This is a genomic window from Mycobacteroides saopaulense (genome assembly GCF_001456355.1).
In the GTDB taxonomy this organism is placed as follows: Bacteria; Actinomycetota; Actinomycetes; order Mycobacteriales; family Mycobacteriaceae; genus Mycobacterium; species Mycobacterium saopaulense.
Map to the genome: position 1 here is coordinate 3,905,497 of NZ_CP010271.1, position 18,310 is coordinate 3,923,806.

Annotated in this window: 20 protein-coding genes; 8 read left to right on the top strand and 12 right to left on the bottom strand. The window is 63.6% G+C overall.

From position 1 onward, the window contains the following. Nucleotides 1–5: 5 nt before the first annotated feature. Complete coding sequence (locus MYCSP_RS19550; protein WP_088414806.1) at nt 6–1,334, top strand: NtaA/DmoA family FMN-dependent monooxygenase; 1,329 nt, start codon at nt 6–8, stop codon at nt 1,332–1,334. Between the two features lie 12 nt (nt 1,335–1,346). Here MYCSP_RS19550 and MYCSP_RS19555 read toward each other — a convergent pair whose 3' ends face one another. From MYCSP_RS19555 to MYCSP_RS19575, 5 genes are read right to left on the bottom strand one after another with little or no spacing between them, the layout of a single operon-like run. Next, nucleotides 1,347–1,838, bottom strand: coding sequence for a beta-class carbonic anhydrase (locus tag MYCSP_RS19555; protein ID WP_088414808.1), 492 nt, complete (start codon nt 1,836–1,838; stop codon nt 1,347–1,349). 31 nt (nt 1,839–1,869) lie between these two features. Continuing rightward, nucleotides 1,870–3,009: an SMI1/KNR4 family protein gene (locus tag MYCSP_RS19560; protein WP_088414810.1), complete on the bottom strand. Its 1,140-nt coding sequence runs from the start codon at nt 3,007–3,009 to the stop codon at nt 1,870–1,872. A 21-nt stretch (nt 3,010–3,030) separates the two neighbouring features. Continuing rightward, nucleotides 3,031–4,428 carry a dihydrolipoyl dehydrogenase gene (gene lpdA / locus MYCSP_RS19565; protein ID WP_070909977.1) on the bottom strand — a complete coding sequence of 466 codons (1,398 nt, stop codon included), beginning with the start codon at nt 4,426–4,428 and terminating at the stop codon, nt 3,031–3,033. Between the two features lie 38 nt (nt 4,429–4,466). Beyond that, nucleotides 4,467–5,249, bottom strand: coding sequence for a hypothetical protein (locus tag MYCSP_RS19570; RefSeq protein ID WP_070909128.1), 783 nt, complete (start codon nt 5,247–5,249; stop codon nt 4,467–4,469). Next, complete coding sequence (locus tag MYCSP_RS19575; protein WP_088414812.1) at nt 5,242–5,520, bottom strand: putative holin; 279 nt, start codon at nt 5,518–5,520, stop codon at nt 5,242–5,244. The genes MYCSP_RS19570 and MYCSP_RS19575 overlap by 8 nt, the downstream gene beginning before the upstream one ends. A gap of 78 nt (nt 5,521–5,598) precedes the next feature. On the opposite strand from MYCSP_RS19575, the gene MYCSP_RS19580 reads away from it, so the two are divergent. The 3 genes from MYCSP_RS19580 (at nt 5,599) to MYCSP_RS19590 (ending at nt 8,762) form a co-directional block, all read left to right on the top strand. Further along, entirely contained in the window at nt 5,599–7,626 is a 2,028-nt protein-coding gene (locus MYCSP_RS19580; RefSeq protein WP_088414814.1) for a prolyl oligopeptidase family serine peptidase, read from the top strand. Between the two features lie 59 nt (nt 7,627–7,685). Beyond that, nucleotides 7,686–8,123, top strand: coding sequence for a nitroreductase/quinone reductase family protein (locus MYCSP_RS19585; protein ID WP_088414816.1), 438 nt, complete (start codon nt 7,686–7,688; stop codon nt 8,121–8,123). A gap of 447 nt (nt 8,124–8,570) precedes the next feature. Further along, the gene (locus MYCSP_RS19590) at nt 8,571–8,762 is read left to right on the top strand and encodes a hypothetical protein (protein ID WP_070909124.1); all 192 of its coding nucleotides are present in this window, start codon (nt 8,571–8,573) and stop codon (nt 8,760–8,762) included. Here the strand turns inward: MYCSP_RS19590 and MYCSP_RS19595 are convergent. The 5 genes from MYCSP_RS19595 to MYCSP_RS19615 are packed head-to-tail and all read right to left on the bottom strand — an operon-like array spanning nt 8,759 to nt 13,825. After that, complete coding sequence (locus MYCSP_RS19595) at nt 8,759–9,595, bottom strand: hypothetical protein (RefSeq protein ID WP_083014780.1); 837 nt, start codon at nt 9,593–9,595, stop codon at nt 8,759–8,761. The two genes, MYCSP_RS19590 and MYCSP_RS19595, sit on opposite strands and share 4 nt — an antisense overlap. Before the next feature lie 10 nt (nt 9,596–9,605). Continuing rightward, entirely contained in the window at nt 9,606–10,472 is an 867-nt protein-coding gene (gene ppk2, locus MYCSP_RS19600; protein WP_070909122.1) for a polyphosphate kinase 2, read from the bottom strand. A 58-nt stretch (nt 10,473–10,530) separates the two neighbouring features. After that, nucleotides 10,531–12,060 (bottom strand): aldehyde dehydrogenase family protein, encoded by a 1,530-nt coding sequence (locus tag MYCSP_RS19605; protein ID WP_070909121.1) that lies wholly within the window; start codon nt 12,058–12,060, stop codon nt 10,531–10,533. A gap of 41 nt (nt 12,061–12,101) precedes the next feature. After that, nucleotides 12,102–12,635 carry a mycothiol transferase gene (locus MYCSP_RS19610; RefSeq protein ID WP_083014776.1) on the bottom strand — a complete coding sequence of 178 codons (534 nt, stop codon included), beginning with the start codon at nt 12,633–12,635 and terminating at the stop codon, nt 12,102–12,104. After that, nucleotides 12,632–13,825, bottom strand: a complete 1,194-nt coding sequence (locus MYCSP_RS19615; protein WP_157886212.1) for an MFS transporter — start codon at nt 13,823–13,825, stop codon at nt 12,632–12,634. The genes MYCSP_RS19610 and MYCSP_RS19615 overlap by 4 nt, the downstream gene beginning before the upstream one ends. Nucleotides 13,826–14,023: 198 nt before the next feature. On the opposite strand from MYCSP_RS19615, the gene MYCSP_RS19620 reads away from it, so the two are divergent. The 3 genes from MYCSP_RS19620 to MYCSP_RS19630 all read left to right on the top strand — a co-directional run bounded on the left by MYCSP_RS19620 (nt 14,024) and on the right by MYCSP_RS19630 (nt 16,709). Then, a complete protein-coding gene (locus MYCSP_RS19620) occupies nt 14,024–14,347 on the top strand; it encodes an ArsR/SmtB family transcription factor (protein WP_088414820.1) in 324 nt (107 codons plus the stop codon). A gap of 74 nt (nt 14,348–14,421) precedes the next feature. Beyond that, the gene (locus tag MYCSP_RS19625; RefSeq protein WP_234809135.1) at nt 14,422–14,865 is read left to right on the top strand and encodes an SRPBCC family protein; all 444 of its coding nucleotides are present in this window, start codon (nt 14,422–14,424) and stop codon (nt 14,863–14,865) included. A gap of 230 nt (nt 14,866–15,095) precedes the next feature. Beyond that, complete coding sequence (locus tag MYCSP_RS19630) at nt 15,096–16,709, top strand: PE-PPE domain-containing protein (protein WP_088414822.1); 1,614 nt, start codon at nt 15,096–15,098, stop codon at nt 16,707–16,709. A 6-nt stretch (nt 16,710–16,715) separates the two neighbouring features. On the opposite strand, the gene MYCSP_RS19635 is transcribed toward MYCSP_RS19630, so the two are convergent. Beyond that, nucleotides 16,716–17,669, bottom strand: a complete 954-nt coding sequence (locus tag MYCSP_RS19635; RefSeq protein ID WP_088415681.1) for a YHYH protein — start codon at nt 17,667–17,669, stop codon at nt 16,716–16,718. Between the two features lie 25 nt (nt 17,670–17,694). Further along, entirely contained in the window at nt 17,695–18,072 is a 378-nt protein-coding gene (locus tag MYCSP_RS19640) for a cupin domain-containing protein (protein WP_088414824.1), read from the bottom strand. Nucleotides 18,073–18,115: 43 nt separating this feature from the next. Here MYCSP_RS19640 and MYCSP_RS23360 point away from each other — a divergent pair, with 43 nt between their 5' ends. Further along, the gene (locus MYCSP_RS23360; protein WP_070909115.1) at nt 18,116–18,280 is read left to right on the top strand and encodes a hypothetical protein; all 165 of its coding nucleotides are present in this window, start codon (nt 18,116–18,118) and stop codon (nt 18,278–18,280) included. Nucleotides 18,281–18,310: the final 30 nt, after the last annotated feature.

An 18,310-nucleotide genomic window follows, 5' to 3' on the forward strand; every position in this document is an offset into this window, starting at 1 on the left:
ACGCCATGGCTGATGTTCTTCGCCAGCTTCACCTGCTTGCCTTCGGCAATGTGCGTGCCGGTGGCGCATGGCGGCTGCCCGGCGTCCAGAACGGCCCGCCCAACCAACTCGACACCCTCGTCGCGACTGCGAAAGCAGCCGAGGCGGCGAAGTTCGACGCCATCTTCTTCGCCGACGGTCTGAACTTCGGCCCGGAGGCCACCTGGGCTCACAAATCCACCGAGGATTTCGAACCGCTGACGGCCACCTCGTACCTCGCCGCGGTCACCGAGCGTTTGGGCCTGGTCGTGACCGGCTCCTCGACCTTCCAACCGCCGTATCACCTGGCGCGCCAGCTGCTGTCGCTTGATCATTTGAGCGCTGGACGCGCCGGATGGAACCTGGTGACGAGCTTCGCGCAGGCCGCGGCCGCCAACTTCGGTGAACGCGGCTTCCTCCCGCATGATGAGCGCTACCGACTGGCCGAGGAAACACTGCAGGTCGTGCAGTCGCTGTGGCATTCCTTTGAGTCCGACACCGTCATCGAGGACCGGACCACAGGAATCTACAGCGATATCAACAGAATTCATGTCACAAATCACGACGGAGAATTTCACAAGGTCAAGGGACCGCTTGGCGTCACTCCGTCGCGCCAAGGGCAACCGGTGATCTTTCAGGCCGGGTCCTCCACCACCGGAAGGGCCTTCGCCGCCAAGCATGCCGAGGTGGTCTTTACCGGGCAGACCGACATCGACCGCGCCAAGAACTTCTATCGCCAACTGCATCTGGAGTCCCGTGCTGCCGGACGCGCCTTCGTCCCTCTGGTCACCCCGTCGCTCGGTGTGGTCGTGGGCTCCACCGAGGCCGAGGCACGTGCCGTGGAAAGCACCGTCTACGAACACTTCATCCCCGAGTACCAGGCGGGTTGGCTGCTCGAGGTGGATGTCGACGTCGTCGGCGCCGACCTGGACGGCCCCGTACCGGAATCCGCGTTTCCGTCCAGCACCGAAACCCATCAGACGGCGCTGGACGGGTACAAACACCTTGCCACCGTAGGTAACCCGACGGTCCGGGAGTTCCTGTACCGCACATTGAATGCCTTCGGCACTCGATTCGTCGGTTCCGCCGAGCAGGTAGCCGATCAGATCGAGCTGTGGTTCACCGAAGGCGCGGCGGACGGCTTCATCGTGAGCACTTCGGGCCTACCCGGCCAGTTTCAGCTGTTCACCGAGCAGGTGGTACCAATCCTGGTGCGTCGGGGCATCTTCCGTGCCGAATATCCCGGCACCACACTGCGCGAGCACCTGGCCTTGCCTTGGCCTGCACCGATACGCACGCCCGCTCTGCTCGGCTGAGCGGCACGCCGGCTACACCACTTCCCTCAATGAACCGTTCGTAACGTCGTAGACGAAACCACGCACGCTACCCTTCCGCGGAACAAATGGGTTGGCCTTGATCCGCGCGACGGATTGACGGACGTCCTCGTCCAGATCGGCGAAGGCCTCAGCCGACCATGAAGGCTTGATCCCGGTCTCGTCCTGGATCGTGCGCTTGAAGGCATCGTCGGTGAAAGTCAGCATGCCGCAATCGGTGTGGTGAATGAGAATGATCTCCTCGGTGCCCAGCAGCCGCTGCGAGATGACGAGCGACCGGATCTCGTCTTCCGTGATCACCCCACCGGCGTTACGGATGACGTGGGCATCGCCTTCCTGAAGACCCAGCAGTCCATAGGGATTCAGCCGAGCATCCATGCATGCCACTACCGCGATCTTGCGTCCCGGCGGCAACGGCAGATCACCCTTGTCGAAGCGCGCGGCGTATGCCTTGGCATTGTCAAGCAGTTCGTCAGTGGTCGACATGGCGCGAAGCTACGCGGGGGCATGCCGACGGTCAACGGTTACGAGCGATCTGATCCCAGATGTGGTCGCACACCTTCAGCAGATACTCCCGGACTCCGCCGAACGGCGGGTACCAGCTGCCGCGAAGCTTGGATTGCGCGTCACGCACCAAACCACGGATTTCACCGTGCGCGTCGATCGCAAGCAGCTCACCGGGCGCGACGGCGAAAGGCACGGCAGCGCTTTCACCCACGATCTGTAGCACCAAGAGCTGCTCACGAGAGCCCGGACCGAACATGGCCACGCTCTTGCTCTCGAGTTCGTCGTGGAACCGTTGTGCACCGAGAATTCCCTGTTGCCAACGTTTCCCGTCGAGAATCTGTTCTACGGAGAGAACCTCACCGATGTATCCGCACATCAATCCGTTGGTGACCGCCAACAGCTCCCGATGTTCGGGGTGCAGTGTCCCACCGAAATGTCCTGCCAGAAGGTCCAACTCGGCCTTGTTGGCTCCCGGGTAGGTCCGCACCGAGTCATCGGCGTCGATAATCGACGCCAACTCGACGAGCTTGGCCACGATATCGGCCATCGACGGAGGCGAGGGGCGGATGTCGCGCTGCCACGTCCGCGCGTGGGGTCCCATCTCCTGTTCGGCCAGGTACATGCCTTGCTCGAGACTCTCGTGATGGAGATACGAGTACAGATCGGGCCACATGGTCCGCGAGTCGATATCCAGCGGGAACACACTGCCCGGTTGCGCTTCGTCGGCCTGCCCGGAGTACAGATAGAGACAGCCGGCGTAGCCGTTGTCGGTATCGGCGATCGGCGCAAACTGGGTCGAATCATTCACGATGCCAAGGTCTTCGGCGATATCGGTCTCGTCAAACCACTGCGCGATGGTGCGAACGGTCTCATCCCAGCGATCTCCGATACCAATATCGCTGGTACCCAATAGATTTGTGCCGAAGTGATAACGCTGCCAGCCATTGGCAAGCCCGAGGAATTCCCGGTACTGCGGATCCAGAGGACGGCCGAGCCGCACCTCGGCAGCGCTCAGCTCTTCCTCGTTGGCACCCGGATTCGGATACGTCATCGGGTACAGCCCGTCGTCCACCAATGCATGACGACGCTTGTTCTCGATCATTGAATCGAGCAGTTCACGCCAGGCTTGTATGCCAACCCGCTCCGCCACGTTCCCCCCTTGCTCGTGGAATTAGAAGTTGATCATGTGGCCCGCGAGCCCGTGGAACGCCTCCTGTAACGCCTCGGACAACGTCGGGTGCGTGTGCACATTCCGTGTCAATTCGTTAACCGTCAGATCCCACTTCTGCGCGAGCGTCAGTTCCGGGAGCAGCTCGGAGACATCGGGGCCGATCAGGTGCCCGCCGATCAGCTCGCCGTACTTGGCGTCGGCGATCAGCTTCACGAACCCGGTCGGGTCGGCCAGACCGTGCGCCTTGCCGTTCGCGGTGAACGGGAACTTGGCCACCTTGACGTCGTATCCCTCGGCGCGGGCCTGCTCCTCGGTGAGCCCGAAGCTGGCCACCTGCGGCTGGCAGAACGTCGCCCGGGGCATCATGCGGTAATCGCCGAGCTCCAAAGTCTCTGCACCGGCGATGGTCTCGGCGGCAACGACGGCCTGCGCCTCGGCGACGTGCGCCAACTGAAGCTTGGAGGTGACGTCACCGATCGCGTAGATATGCGGCACGTTGGTGCGCATCCGCTCGTCGATGGCGATCGCGCCGCGGTCGGTCAGAGCCACCCCTGTCTTATCCAGGCCGAAGCCCTCGACGTTCGGCGCGAATCCGATGGCCTGCAGCACCTTGTCGGCGACGAGCTCGCTCTCCTGACCGTCCTTGCTGACGCGAACTGTGACCGCTGCACCATCGTCCTGGATCGACTCCACCTTGGTGCCGGTGAGGATCTTGACTCCCAGCTTCTTGTACTGCTTCTCGATCTCCTTGGACACCTCGGCGTCCTCGTTGGGCAACGCCCGCGGCAAGAACTCGACGATGGTGACGTCCACGCCGTAGTTCTTCAGCACGTACGCGAACTCCATGCCGATGGCACCGGCACCGGCGATGATGATCGACCCGGGCAGCTCACGCGTGAGGATCTGCTTTTCGTAGGTGACCACGTTCTCCGAGAGTGAGGTCCCCGGCACCAGCCGCACGCTGCTGCCCGTGGCGATGATCACGTTGGCGAAGGTCAATGTCTCGGTCGAGCCGTCCGCCTTCTTGACCGCCAAGGTGTTGGCGTCGGTGAAGGTGCCGACACCTTCGTACTCGGTGATCTTGTTCTTCTTCATCAGGAAGTGCACACCGGCCACACGCCCCTCGGCGACCTTGCGGCTCCGGTCGAACGCGGCACCGAAATCGAACGTGGCCTCACCGCTGATGCCAAAGGTCTTGGCCTCCTTGGTGAAGATGTGGGCCAGCTCCGCGTTGCGCAGTAGCGCCTTGGACGGGATACAACCCACGTTGAGGCATACTCCGCCCCAATACTTCTCCTCGACGATGGCTGTTGTCAGGCCCAACTGGGCTGCGCGAATAGCCGCGACATAACCACCGGGACCGGCTCCGAGAACGACGACGTCATAGTGTGCAGTCACGAGCTCCACACTAGTAGGACGGTGTCAGGCGGGGAGCCTCAAGCCCGGTCTCGGTACTGGATGCCCCAACTGCGCAGCGGTTCCGGGCACAGTGACTGAACCCCGGGCACCGACGGCGCGGTGCAGGCCACATACCCGTACTTGACGCCCGCGGCCGCCACCGAGATGGCCGGCGCCGTCAAGACCGCGAAAGCAAGGGCGACGATGATCGGGCGCGGCTCGACCATGGCCAGCAGCAACGCCACCACCACAGCGGCAAACACCCAGATCAACACGTAGGTGACCGCGATGATGCGGTCGTGCGGCAACAGCGTCGCGAACCAGTTCTGATAAAGCAGCAAGCCGACCGCGCCTGCGGGGATCCAGGTCCCCAATAACACCAGCAGTAGCACCCAACGCTTCAGGAAGGCCGGTTCCCGCTCCGCAGGTACACGTACCGGCTTGGCGGGCTCGTCGCCGACGACGGGAACCGCCCCGGTGTACGGATCGGGAGTCATCGATTCGGCCCTGGACCCGCCCACAAGCGGCACCGCACCGGTGCGATCGCTGCCGACGTCGAACGCCTCGGTCAGAGGCAACGCGTCGGTGTCGATGCGGCCGGTGGGAACCAGATCGTCGTCGTCCTTGAAGGCCGAGAACGCGGTGAAGGTCGCGGTGTCGAGACCGTCCCTGGCCTTGCCGTCATCGATAGGCACAGCCAACGGGTCGGCCAAGTCACCTTCGACGATGCTCGGCTTCTCCGCGCCGTCCACCAGCTCGGGGGCGGCGCCGTCGATATCCGCGCTCTTCTCGACCGTGTTTTCTACGTTTTTGTCAGACACCCTGAATCACCTGTATCGCCGCCAACATCCCGAACCACCCGGGAGAAATCGCCAGGATGAAGGCCGCCGCCGCGGTCATCCACTTACGCGTCGATGCGATCAAGATCAGGAACCCGATCAGGCTGGGGATCGCGACGACGACGCCGATGAAGAGGTCGGGCCGCACCGGTTCGTGCACGATCAAGGTGCTGGACATTCCAGCGACGAGTCCAACTGCTATCCCCAGCAGCATCGCGCTAGCGACAACTTGCGCGCGTGGCAGTGGTATCACGAGAAAACTCCTGCTCGGTGTTCGTGCGCCCCCCGGGCCACCTTCGACCATACTGCGATCACTGGCACACTGGCTCAAATGACGTCGGCGCGCCGCTCCCCGGACCCACATCTCTGGCTCGAAGACATCGGTGGCGACGAGCCCCTGAGCTGGGTACGCGAGCACAATGAGGTAACAACCGGCGAGTTTTCCGGCGCACGCTTTGAGGATATGCGCGCCGAGGCGCTGGCCATTCTCGATACCGATGCGCAGATCCCCTATGTGCGCCGACGGGGCGAATACCTCTACAACTTCTGGCGCGATGCCAACAACTCCCGTGGCCTTTGGCGGCGAACCACTTTGGATCGATACCACCAGGACGATCCCCAGTGGGACGTCATCATCGACGTCGACTCCCTGGCGGCCGAGGAAGACGAAAACTGGGTCTGGGCCGGCGCGACCGCGCTTCGCCCCGAATTCCGCCGAGCCCTGGTCAGTTTGTCGCGCGGCGGGTCCGATGCGGTGGTGGTTCGCGAATTCGATCTGGAAACAAGGCAGTTCGTGACGGACGGATTTGTCCTGCCCGAGGCAAAAACGCAGATCGGGTGGATCGATGCCGATACGGTCTTCGTGGGTACGGACTTCGGGCCCGACAGCCTCACCGACTCGGGATATCCCCGTCTGGTCAAGCGCTGGAAACGCGGGCAATCCATCGACGAGGCCGAGCTGGTGTTCAGCGGCGAAACCTCAGACGTGATGGTGGGTGCGAGCTTTGATGACACCCCCGGCTTCGAGCGCACCCTGATCAGCCGCTCCACCGACTTCTTCAACTCCGAAGTACATGAGCTGACGACCGATGGCGAGTTGCTCCGCATCGACGTACCCACCGATGCCTCGGTGTCGGTGCACCGCGAATGGCTGCTCATCGAGCTGAAGTCGCCATGGCAGGTGGACAGCGCCGAGTACTCGGCCGGAACGCTGTTGGCCGCCCGGTACCAGGAGTACGTAGCGGGCGGGGACACACTCACCCCGGTCTTCGTTCCCGACGAGCACGCCAGCCTGCATCACTATGCGTGGACCAAGGAACGGCTCACCGTCGCGATCCTGCGCGATGTGGCCAGCGAAATCCTGGTTTTCACACCCGGCAGCTGGGATTCAGCACCGTTGCCTGGCGTGCCGGACAACGCAACGACTCAGATTGTGGCAGTTGACGATTTGGGCGACGAGATATTCCTTGACACGTCGGGGTTCACCCAGCCTTCGACACTGCTGCACGGCGAGGTCGGCGCGACCCACGCCTCCGTGTCCCCCATCAAGTCGGCGCCGTCCTTCTTCGACGACTCGTCCTTTGACGTGACCCAATACTTCGCGCGGTCCGACGACGGCACCTCAATCCCCTACTTCGTGGTACGCCCCAAGGGTTTTGATGTGCCAGGTCCCACGCTGCTCGGCGGGTACGGCGGCTTCGAGGTCTCCAGGACTCCCGGGTACGACGGCGTGCTGGGCAAGCTGTGGCTGTCCCGCGGCGGCACGTATGTACTGGCCAACATCCGTGGAGGTGGCGAGTACGGACCGGTGTGGCACACCCAGGCGATGCGCGAGGGCCGCCACCTGGTGTACGAGGACTTCGCCTCCGTCGCAAGAGATCTGGTAGCACGGGGCATCACCACCGCAGCCCAGCTGGGCGCCCAGGGCGGAAGCAACGGCGGCCTGCTGATGGGCGTGATGCTCACGGCGTATCCGCAGCTGTTCGGGGCGCTGGTGTGCCAGGTGCCGCTGCTGGACATGCGGCGCTACCACCTGCTGCTGGCCGGAGCGTCGTGGGTGGCCGAGTACGGCGACCCAGACGATCCCAACGACTGGGAGTTCATCTCGAAATATTCTCCGTACCAGAATATTTCGACGGACCGTCGGTATCCTCCCGTGCTGGTGACCACATCGACCCGCGATGACCGGGTGCACCCGGGGCACGCACGCAAGATGACCGCGGCCCTACAGGAGGCGGGACAACCGGTCTGGTACTACGAGAACATCGAGGGCGGCCACGGCGGCGCGGCCAACAACGACCAGTCCGCATTCAAGGCCGCACTGGCCATCGAGTTCCTCTGGCGCCAGCTCGCACCCTGACCCGAAATCTCAGGGCGATCCCCGATGTCGCTGCTGCTACCGCGGCGGAGAATGAGCCTATGAGCGAATCCAACACCGTTCCACCCTGGGTCAACAAGATGGTCAGGGGCGTGCTGCGCAGCCCGCTGCATCCCGTGCTCAGCAGCAATATCGCGCTGTTCACCTTCACCGGCCGCAAGAGCGGCAAGGAATACAACGTAGCCGCCACCTACGTTCGCGACGGTGACGTGTTGACCGTCTTCACCGACAGAGCATGGGCGAAGAACCTGCGTGACGGCCGGGCCGTCACTGCGTTGGTGCGCGGCAAGCGGCTCGATGGCACCGCCGAGTTGACCACCGGCCCGCAGATCGCCGGGCCACTGGCCGAGCTGCTACAGAAGGTGCCCCGAGATGCCAAGTACCACAACGTGCGTCGCAATGCGGACGGCAGCTTCAACCAATCCGATATCGACCGGGCAGCCGCCAGTGAGAGCATGGTCACGATACGTCTGTCATGACGTACATCACTCCCCAACCGCAGCAGTCTCGCAAATCACGTCGCCAAACCAGCCAATCGCGATGTACCCACATTTCCGCCCACACTCCGTTTGCTCAGTGAACTTTCAGCCCCGCCAGCCAACGTTGCCCCGCCACCGCATAACTGCAGCTCACAGGTGCTAACTCCTGCAAGCAGTATGTGTAACCGCAGATATATTCCCAGCTCAAACACGTACTAGGATCGATCAGCGAGAACCCGCACGGCGGGCTCTGTTACCGAAATCGAGACCTAGCCGTTACCGTCGCGAGTTGTTGCCGCCGAGTGAGCTGAGCTAGCGTGGTAACCAACTGAACTACGGGCCACGGCAAAGCCGCCTGGCCGGCGAAGGTACACCGCCATTTGTGTAAGCGCACTGATGCACTTGCGAATAGCCGGTAGTGAGAGCCAGATTGCCGTGAGGTGCACGATGAGAAACGACCTGTTTGTGGGGTTGAGCGAAAACGGATGGGACCACGCTCCGTGGGACGCCGAACCTGCGTTTTCGCCCTCCGAACTAGATATCCTGCTGGATCGTCGGCTGTCCGTCAGTGACGCAGCCGAGCGCATCGGGTGCGTGGAGCACGATGTGCAGCGCATCCGCGACGCGCACGCGGCCTAACGGCGCAGTAGGCCGCCTACCATCCCTGACACGACGCCGATCACGATCACCAGGCAGCCCGCTGCCATCGTGAGGCTCAGCCAGTGGTGGGCGTTACTCACCGCCTGGGTAACCAAACTGTCGGCTACATCGCGCATGTTGTCGGTGACGCGGTTCAACGGCCGGTCCAGATAGCGCCGACCGACCTCAAGTCCGGCCCAGCCCGCCGCCCCCACAAGCAGTGCCGAAACACCCAACCCGGCAAGGCCCTTGGCGCGACTGCGCACCGCTAGCTGATTCAGACCGGCGAGAATCAGGGTCAAGCCGAAGAATATCCATACCGCGAGCTGTCCGAAACGTGCCACCGGAACCAACCGGCCCGGCGTCAGACCTGCCATGTTGTCATCGGTGACCGATACCTTCAACGTGTCGGGCGCTCTGATGGAAAGTCCTTGCGGCACCAGGCTCTTGATCATCGGGGCCACGTCGACTTGCCAACTTCCCTGCGAATCGCGTTGCGCCGAAGCTGAGTTCGTGAACAGCCATTGATGGGCCATCCGATTCGCGGACGCGAAGTCGGCACGAAACTGCGGCCCAGTGGTGTACGCGGCGGTCATGTCCGCCACGTCGGTCTGGTTCACACGTGAACCCTGTTTCTTGCTCAACGACACGATCTGCGTGGTGAGCTCCTCGGCGATCGCGTGCTGAACCCGCGGGTCGGCCGCCGCCGGCTCCGTCAACGCCACATAGCCGTTCTCGTCTACCAGCCTGGATTGTGTCCAGGCAGCCGTCACGGTCACGGCCAACGCAGCAGTGGTCAGCAGCCACAACAGGACGGCGAACAGGAATCGCATCCCGCCCAGGTTAGTCCGTGAGCGCGCGGCCCAGTATCAGCGGATCGGCCTGACCCACGACGTCGACATCCTTGTCGTCGTAGTCGAACTTGCCCAGCACGTGGCGCATCGCGTTGACGCGAGCCCGCTTCTTGTCGTTGCTCTTCACCACGATCCACGGCGAGTGATCGGTGTCGGTGAGCGAGAACATCTCTTCCTTGGCCTTGGTGTAGGCATCCCACTTGTCCAGCGACGCCAGGTCCATCGGCGACAGCTTCCATTGGCGCACCGGGTCGACCTGCCGGATGGCGAAGCGAGTGCGCTGCTCGGCAGACGACACCGAGAACCACAGCTTGGTCAGACTGATGCCGTCATTCACCAGCATCTGCTCGAAAAGCGGTGCCTGATGGATGAATTCGGAATGCTGCTCATCACTGCAAAAGCCCATGACACGCTCGACGCCGGCGCGGTTGTACCAAGACCGGTCGAAGAACACCATCTCTCCCGCGGCCGGCAGATGCGGGACGTACCGCTGGAAGTACCACTGGGTGCGTTCGCGCTCGGTCGGCTTTTCCAGCGCGACAACGCGGGCACCGCGCGGATTGAGGTGCTCCATGAATCGCTTGATGGTGCCACCCTTACCCGCCGCGTCGCGGCCCTCGAAGAGGATGACGTGCCGGGCACCGGTGCGCTTGCTCCAGTTCTGGAGCTTGAGCAGCTCGATCTGCAGCAGCCGCTTCTCCAGCTCGTACTGGTGACGGCTCATCCGCTCGTCGTACGGGTAGTTCTCCCGCCAGGTGTCTACCGCGACACCATCCGGCGAGATCAGTACCGGATCGTCATCGTCGTCATCGTCGACGGTGTAGCCCTGCGCGGCAGCGGTAATGGTCTCGGTCACCAGCGGAAACTATCCCCAGCAACCGTCGCCGGGGTGGACGGTGGGTAAACGGTCGGTGTCAGCGACGGAAGGGGCGCAGTGCCTTGTTCGAGAGCTTGGTCAGGCTCTTGAGCGCGACCGGCGCGAGCCAGCTCGGCCCGCTGTACCAGAGCGGTTCGCTGGGCAGCGTCACCCGGGTGTCGACAATGGCCTCGGTTCGGCAGTACTTGCGCAGACCGTCCGCTCCGCCGAAACGCGACCCCAGGCCCGACCCCTTCCAACCGCCGTGCGGCGCGGTCAGACAGGACAGGTTCATGATCACGTCGTTGATATTGACGGTGCCGCAATCAAGTTGCAGAGCAACGCGTTCGGCGCGCTTGCGGTCTTTGGACCAGACGCTGGCGGAAAGTCCGTACTCGCTGTCGTTCGCCAGGGCGATGGCCTGACTCTCCTCTGAGTACCGCATGATCGGCAGCGTCGGGCCAAAGGTCTCTTCACGCATGCAGTCCATGGAATGGTCGACGTCGACCAGCACGGTAGGTGCGTAAAAGCTGCCGTGGCCCGGGATGCGCGCACCCCCGGTCAGCGCCCGTGCTCCGGAGGAAACTGCTTGGCGCACATGCCTATCGACGACTTCGAGCTGGTTCTCGTCGATCATGGCGCCGACGCTGTGGTCCAGACCCGCGCCGATCTCCAGGCCGCGCACCTCCTCGACCACCAGATCGACGAATTGCTCGTAGATCGAGTCGTGTACGTACACGCGCTCGACGGACACGCACGTCTGGCCGGCGTTGAACATGCTGCCCCACACCGCGGCATGCGCGGCGCGCTTGACGTCGGCGTCCGGCAGCACCAGCATCGGGTCCTTGCCACCGAGTTCCAGGCTGACCGGGGTGAGTCGGCGCGCGGCGCGTTCCATGATCTTCTTGCCGGTGGCCGTGGATCCGGTGAACTGGATGAAGTCGACATTGTCGACGAGGGCCTCGCCCACCTCGCGGGCACCGTGCACCACCTCGAAGACCGGCGGACCGCCGATCTCCGCCCAGCCGTTGGCGATCAGTTCATCGGAGAGCGGAGTTCGCTCCGAGGGCTTCAGCAGCACCGAGCAGCCCGCCAAGAGCGCCGGGACCACATCCCAATAGCCCAGTGCCACAGGATAGTTCCACGGCGAGACGACACCTACCACCTTGCGGGGTCGCTGGTGGACGGTGATCTTCTTGGTGTTCATGGCGATCGAGGATGCGGGCCGCGACTCGGGCGCCAGGAATTCCGCGGCCCTCGGTGCGTAGTAGGCGATGATCGCGAGGATCGAGGGAATCTCGATACCTCCGTCGATCTTCGACTTACCCGTCTCGGCGATCAGCTGAGCCTCGATGCGCGGGGTGTTGTCAACGAGCCACTGGGCGAATCGGGCCAGGACCTGGCCGCGTCCCTCGGGGCCGAGTCGCTCCCACGAAGGCTGCGCCTTGGCCAGCTGCGCGACGATTCCGGGGATATCCGACGGATCGGTCCAGTTCACCTGGCCGACAACCTGCCCATTCGCGGGATTACGCACGTCATGGGCGGTGACGCGGGAGGTGCCGGAGAGATTTTCAGACGTCGTTGTCATTGGTCGAGTCTAGGCACGAGGTGACCCACGTCGCATCCCCACTAGTTGGTTGGGATTATCCCCCGCAGGTAGGCGGCCTGGCCCAGATGCTGGGCGCAGTCATCCACGATGCTCACCAGCCGCACACTGGCGGTGACCGGCGGATCCCAATGCTCGTCGACCACGCGTGCGAGTTCGGAATCGCTGAGGGTGTCCACGTACCCCAGGGTCATCTCATGCACGTCCCGGTAGTAGCCGCTCAGCTGATCTCCGGTGGCGACCACCTTGGCCACGTCCTCGGGTGTGTGGCCGTAGCCATTGGAGTCGGCCGGTAGATCGAGCCCGAATCGGCGCTCCCAACCGCGGGCCGTCCACACCGGCTCGGAACCCGTGATGGCACAGATCTGCACATCCTGGCATCGCGCCGAATGCCAGATCAGCCAGGCGATGCTGTTCGCGTCGGGTGTGGGCCGGTAGGTCAACGCCGAATCGGGAAGGCCAGCGGTCACCTCACCGACGTGTTCGATGATCCGGGTAAAGCTGTCACGCAACAGCTCCCGCGCCGACGCGGCCGCCGCGACATCGGTATCCGTCATGGTTTGACGGTACGCCCGGATTTGCGGTTCGGGTCAGCCGCCGGCGTGGAAATCGCAAGCGCTCCCGCGGCACAACCGCAGATCAGCACCGCGAAGACCGGCAACACCAAAGCGGTGTTGAGAGACAACGCATCGGCAAGCCAGCCGATGAGGGCAGGGCCGCCGAGCACCGCGACGTAGCCGGTACCCACCACCCACGAAAGGACCCGCCCTTCGTGCTGTTCGTCGATATTGCCCGCGACGGTGAACACCTGCGGGACGCCGCCGGCGAGCCCGAGACCCACCGCGGCCCAACCCGCCATGGTGAGAGGAAGCATCGGCGACGAGATGACGACGAGGAGACCGGCCGCGGCCAAGGCGCAACCCCAGCGCAGCACCGCCACTCGCCCAATCCGTTCAACGAGCTTGTCCACGGTGAAACGACCTACCGTCATCGCCGACATGAACACTCCGAAGGTGAATGCTCCCCACGAATGGGAGGTGCCCAGGTGTTCCTGCGCGTGCAGACTGCTCCAGTCCGTCGCCGATCCCTCCGAGAGCATCAGCAGCAGTGCCAGGAGGCCGAGCAGGAAGACCTGACCGCGGCGGCACGTGACGGCGGGCGGCATCGTATACGGCACCGTATCGGGCGCCTCCGCCTCACCCGCTCGCAGCTTGTTCTGTAACAGCACACTGGCCGAAGACCCCAGCAGCGCCAGGCACAGCACAGTGACACCCAGGACGGTGACGATGACCGGCACGTGCAACGCGAACGCGACCGTTCCGATGCCGGCACCCACCACGTTGCCGACGGAAAACACTCCGTGGAACGAGGCCATGATCGGCCTGCCGTAGAAACGCTCCACGTCCACTGCGGCGGCGTTCATCGCGACATCGGTGACGCCGACCGTGATGCCGCACAGAAACGCGCCCGCTCCGGCGACCCACACGTTAGTGGCCGACAGCGGGATGTTGACCCCGAGCGCCATCGCGGCACCACCGGCGACGGCGATGGGCCCACTCCCGAACCGATCGACGAGCACGCCGCTGATCAGCATTCCCACTAGTGCGCCGCAGCCCAGGATCAGCACCACCACGCCGAGTATCGACGAGGACATCCCCGCGGCCTGCTTCATGGTCGGCAGATGTACAGCCCAGGTGGCTACCACGAGCCCGAACGACGCGAATACACCGATAACGGCCACCCGCATACGCAGCGGTTTCGTCAAGAAATAGTCCTCACCTCGGCGTTGATACGGCGATCCGCGCCCTCCGCCAACTCGGCGAGCAGCACTCACCGGTACCTGTTGACCACAGTACTGACCACGGCCACACCGAACCGCAGCGCCACACAGGCCAAAGCAGATATATCCCTTGCTATTCATATGAACATATGGTGATATAAGTCTGTGGACGCCTTCGCCGTGATCGCCGATCCGACTCGCCGCCGGATCATCGACACCCTGCGCGACGGGTCGGCCGATGTCACCACATTGATCGAACGGCTCGATCTCTCGCAGTCGCTGGTGTCCAAACACCTCGGCGTGCTCCGCGACGCCGGCACGGTTCGCGTCGAGGTCGCCGGGAAACGCCGCGTCTATCACCTGGCCGACGATCCATTGCCCGCCGTGCTCGCCTGGGTGACGCCGTATCACCGCACGTGGGCCAATGCCCTCGACCGCCTGGCATTTCTCATCGACAGCGATGCCGACCTCCAAGACCACACGAAATGAGGACCACCGTGACCAATCCCCTGGATGCCACTCTCGCGCCGTGCGATGACCACGCGGACAAATGGGTGCTCACCATGTCCCGCAACCTGAATCACCCGCCGGAGAAGGTGTGGCCCTGGCTCGTCGATCCGGACCGGCTGCGCCAGTGGTCACCGGCCATACCCGATCGCCCACTGGATTCCCCGGGGCCCGCACAGGTTCAGGAGACCGCGGCCGATCCGGTACTCGACGGCGAGGTGCTCACGGTCGACCCTCCACGCGAGCTGATCCATCGGTGGGGTCCGGACGACATCCTGCGCTGGCGAATCGAGCCCACCGGAAACGGATGCCGCCTGACCCTTGAGCATTCGATGTCCGATCGCGGCAATGCCTCCGGAAACGCAGGCGGTTGGCACATCTGCCTCGACACCCTCACTCTCGCGGTCGACGGCACCCCCCGAGGTCGCGTCGTCGGCATGGACGCCATGGAACATGACTGGCAACGACTCAACGACGGGTACGCAACGATGCTCGGCTGAGTTCCCACAGAGTTTGCGGATCAGTCTTCACCTCCACTGCTGGACACCAGTTAATCTGAGTACTGAATCGTACCTGAATTCGCAGATCATCATGCACTATGTGCGTAGTGGCCAATGTATCCAAATCGCTCGCTACGAGGCGTGCGGGTATAGCGGAATTGCTTTGCTCAAACTACTCTCATGCCACGCATTCGGCATCGGCGCCGAAGGCTGGCACGGGGAGGGCCGTCATGGCTGTGCGGTATTCGGTTTCGGGGAAAAGTCATTCACTCAAGCGTTCGGTCGCCACGGCGGCCGCGGTCGCGGCGACGTGCACTGTGCTGGCCCCCATCGCGATGGAGTCGAAAACCATCGCCGCGACACTGGCCTCATATGTCATCGGAGTCGGCGGCCGGGGCGACGGTCCGAGTGCGAACATCCCCAACAAACTCAATGGCCTCGACGGCCTCACACCCGCCGGAGCCCAGTACGTCGGCGTCAACTATCCCGGCACGATGTGGCCGATCGACGGCATTCAGTCCGCCACGTTCCGTCAATCGGTCACCGCGGGGCACACCGAACTCGACAAACAAATCGCCTCGCACGAGGGCGAGGGCATCACCATTGTCGGGTACTCCCTCGGCGCGGTAGTCGTCAACGAGTCCCGCAGAAATCTGAACGACAAGTATCCCGACGGAAATCCCAACATCCAGTTCGTCACGATCTCTAACGCGTACAAGCCCAATGGCGGCATCCTGGCCCGCTTCCCGGGTATTTGGATCCCGTTCATGGACATCAACTCGACCACCCCGTCCGCGCCGGGCCTCTTCACCACGACAGACGTCACCAATGAGTACGACACCATCGGAGATTTTCCCGCGTACTTCAACCCGCTCGCGATCGCCAATGCCCTTGTGGCATTTCCGTACACCCATCCAGATCAGTTCTATGACAACACCGATCTGACGAAGTACGACGATGCCGACGCCATCCCGGGCAAGACACAGACGGACGGGGACAAGACCACGTACTACTTCGCGGACGGCACCACCAAGACCGTCATCACCAACGCCAACAGCACCAAATCCACCTATTACGTGGTGCATACCGAACATCTGCCGCTACTGCGGCCGCTGCGCGATCTCATGAACCCGATAGGCGCGTCCTTCGTGCTCGACGCCATCGAACCCACCCTTCGAGTGTTCATCGATATGGCTTACGACCGCCAGATCAGCCCCGACACCGTGAAACCGTTCAGCTTCTTCACCCCGGCGAAGAACGTCGCCGAGGGGCTCAACAAGCTGCCGGGCGCCGTCGAACAAGGCGCCGAGAACTTCCAGGGCGGGTTGCCCGGCGCGGCACCCAAGCGACCGGCAACCGCCGAGAGGCCTGCGAATCCTCCTGCCACCGAGCCAGATCCCACGAAGTCGACATCTACCCAGGTCCACGCGCCCACACCCGAGGCAACCAGCGAACCGGCACTCACCCTCACCGCACCCGGGCCGACCGCTCCTCCCGCCCCGACCAAAGCCCCGGACCCCACCGCCATCGCCGTCAGCGCCAGCACCGGCACCGTCGCCGCTCCTGAACGCCGGCCCGAGGCAAATACTGACCAAAAGCCGAAGAACACCGTGAAGTCCACCCTGCGACTTCCCAAGCTTGCGGCGTCACAACCCGGAACCGCACCAAAGACCCCGAAGGTCCCGTCGCTCAAGGACCATCTCAGGTCGATCCCGGGCCTTGGCCAGAAGAAGCAATCAGCCCCGGAAGCACCAGGCACACCATCGGAGTCCACGAGCTCCTCCACCCATACCGGCGACAAGAATTCGACACACAACTCCGAAAAGCACAGCGACGCCGCGTGATCCGGATCAACGACCGGGTGGTGGTCCGGGCGGCTGCGCCCTACCCTGCATAGTGGTGGTGGGTCGGCCACGGAAGCAGCTCACCGAGTATGGATAGTCCGGAGTCATCACGTAGTGATAGGTCCGAACATCCCGGCCATCCATGCGCACGGCGCTCGTGATGCCGTGACATTCATCGAGATCCCTTGTGGTGAGTCCATTTCCGTCACGCACCCGCGCTCCCGTGATGGGAAAGCCGTCAAGCGCGTAGCCCACCACCTCGGCGACGTCTGCCTTCGCCAGACAAGGACTGGGCGTGTGGTAGTGGTAGCTGCCCGTCGGTTCCGGGTGGCCCGAACAGTCATCCTGCACCTCCCACGCCCCCGCGTCGCGTCCACCGGCGTCTAGGGCACTGAACAACACGACGCCCGAGAGCATCACCCCCACCTCGTGGCCGATGCACTGTGGGACGCCATAGGTGGGCGCGGCGGCCAACACGTAGGTCAGCTCCTGCGCGGTGATGGTGTTCGGGTTGCGGTCGTACTGGTACGCGGTGTCATCGGTCGCGACGGGAAACCGCCCGGTGGTGTGGTTCCGGGGTAGGTCATTGGTCTTGATGACCCGAACGCCCTCGGACGTGGTCTCGGAGAACGCGCCGTCGTGTTGTACGTGCCCGCGCACGTGCGCCTTCCGGTCCGGGTAGTACCACCGACCGTCCTCGGAGAACCAGGGTCCTGGGACCCCTGCGCCCGCGGCGGCACCGGCCGCGAAGCTCGCGGCGTAGCGCGGGCAGGCGTAGACATATCCCACGCGCGGACCCGTGGTGGCGATCTTTCCGTCCCCAACCGGCAGCCTGCCGTCGGCGAACAGATCGCCGTAGTTGCGAGACAAATCAAGTGTCAGGGGCTTCGGCCCCTCCGGCCGGGGCACCGCGCAGGCCCCCACAACGGCCACACAAATCAGCCAGATCACAACCCCCAGGTGCCGCACGGGGACAAGTCAAACATCACCCCTGCGGATAGAAAAGGAAAAGCACACATCCCTGTTCCGACTGCGGAATGTGCCAGGAACCGGCCGGCGCATGCAGGAAGGTACCCGCTGGATAGTCGTTGACTCCGTCGTTCAGCACCCCGGAGACGACATAGACCTCCTCCGGCCCGGGCCGATGATGGTCCTCTCCGGGCCACACCGTTCCCGGTGCGATGGTTGTGATCAGCGCTTTCGCGCCATTGTCGCCCTCCCAGAGCGGCTTAACGGTCACCCCGGGGAAAGGTTCGATCGGATCGACATCGGCGGCCGATTTCCACGCGTATCCGGGGGCGTTGGGGCCGAACTGAGTGGGATCTCCGTGGGCTGAGTCACCGCCATTTGACGGTCTGCGCATTCCTCGTGTGGGCCGCCGATATCGCGTCGCCTAGAATGGGGTAATGCCAGCCAAGACCGACCCAGCCGCGATCGACGAACTCGAGCCGCTGGCGGACGAGACTGCCCACCAGGCTCAGCGCGTCGTCGCCGCCTACGCGAACGATGCCGACGAATGCCGCATGCTGCTCGCGATGCTGGGCATCGGGCCAACCAAGGTCGACGCGTAACTCGATACGTTTCCCTTCCGAGAAACAACC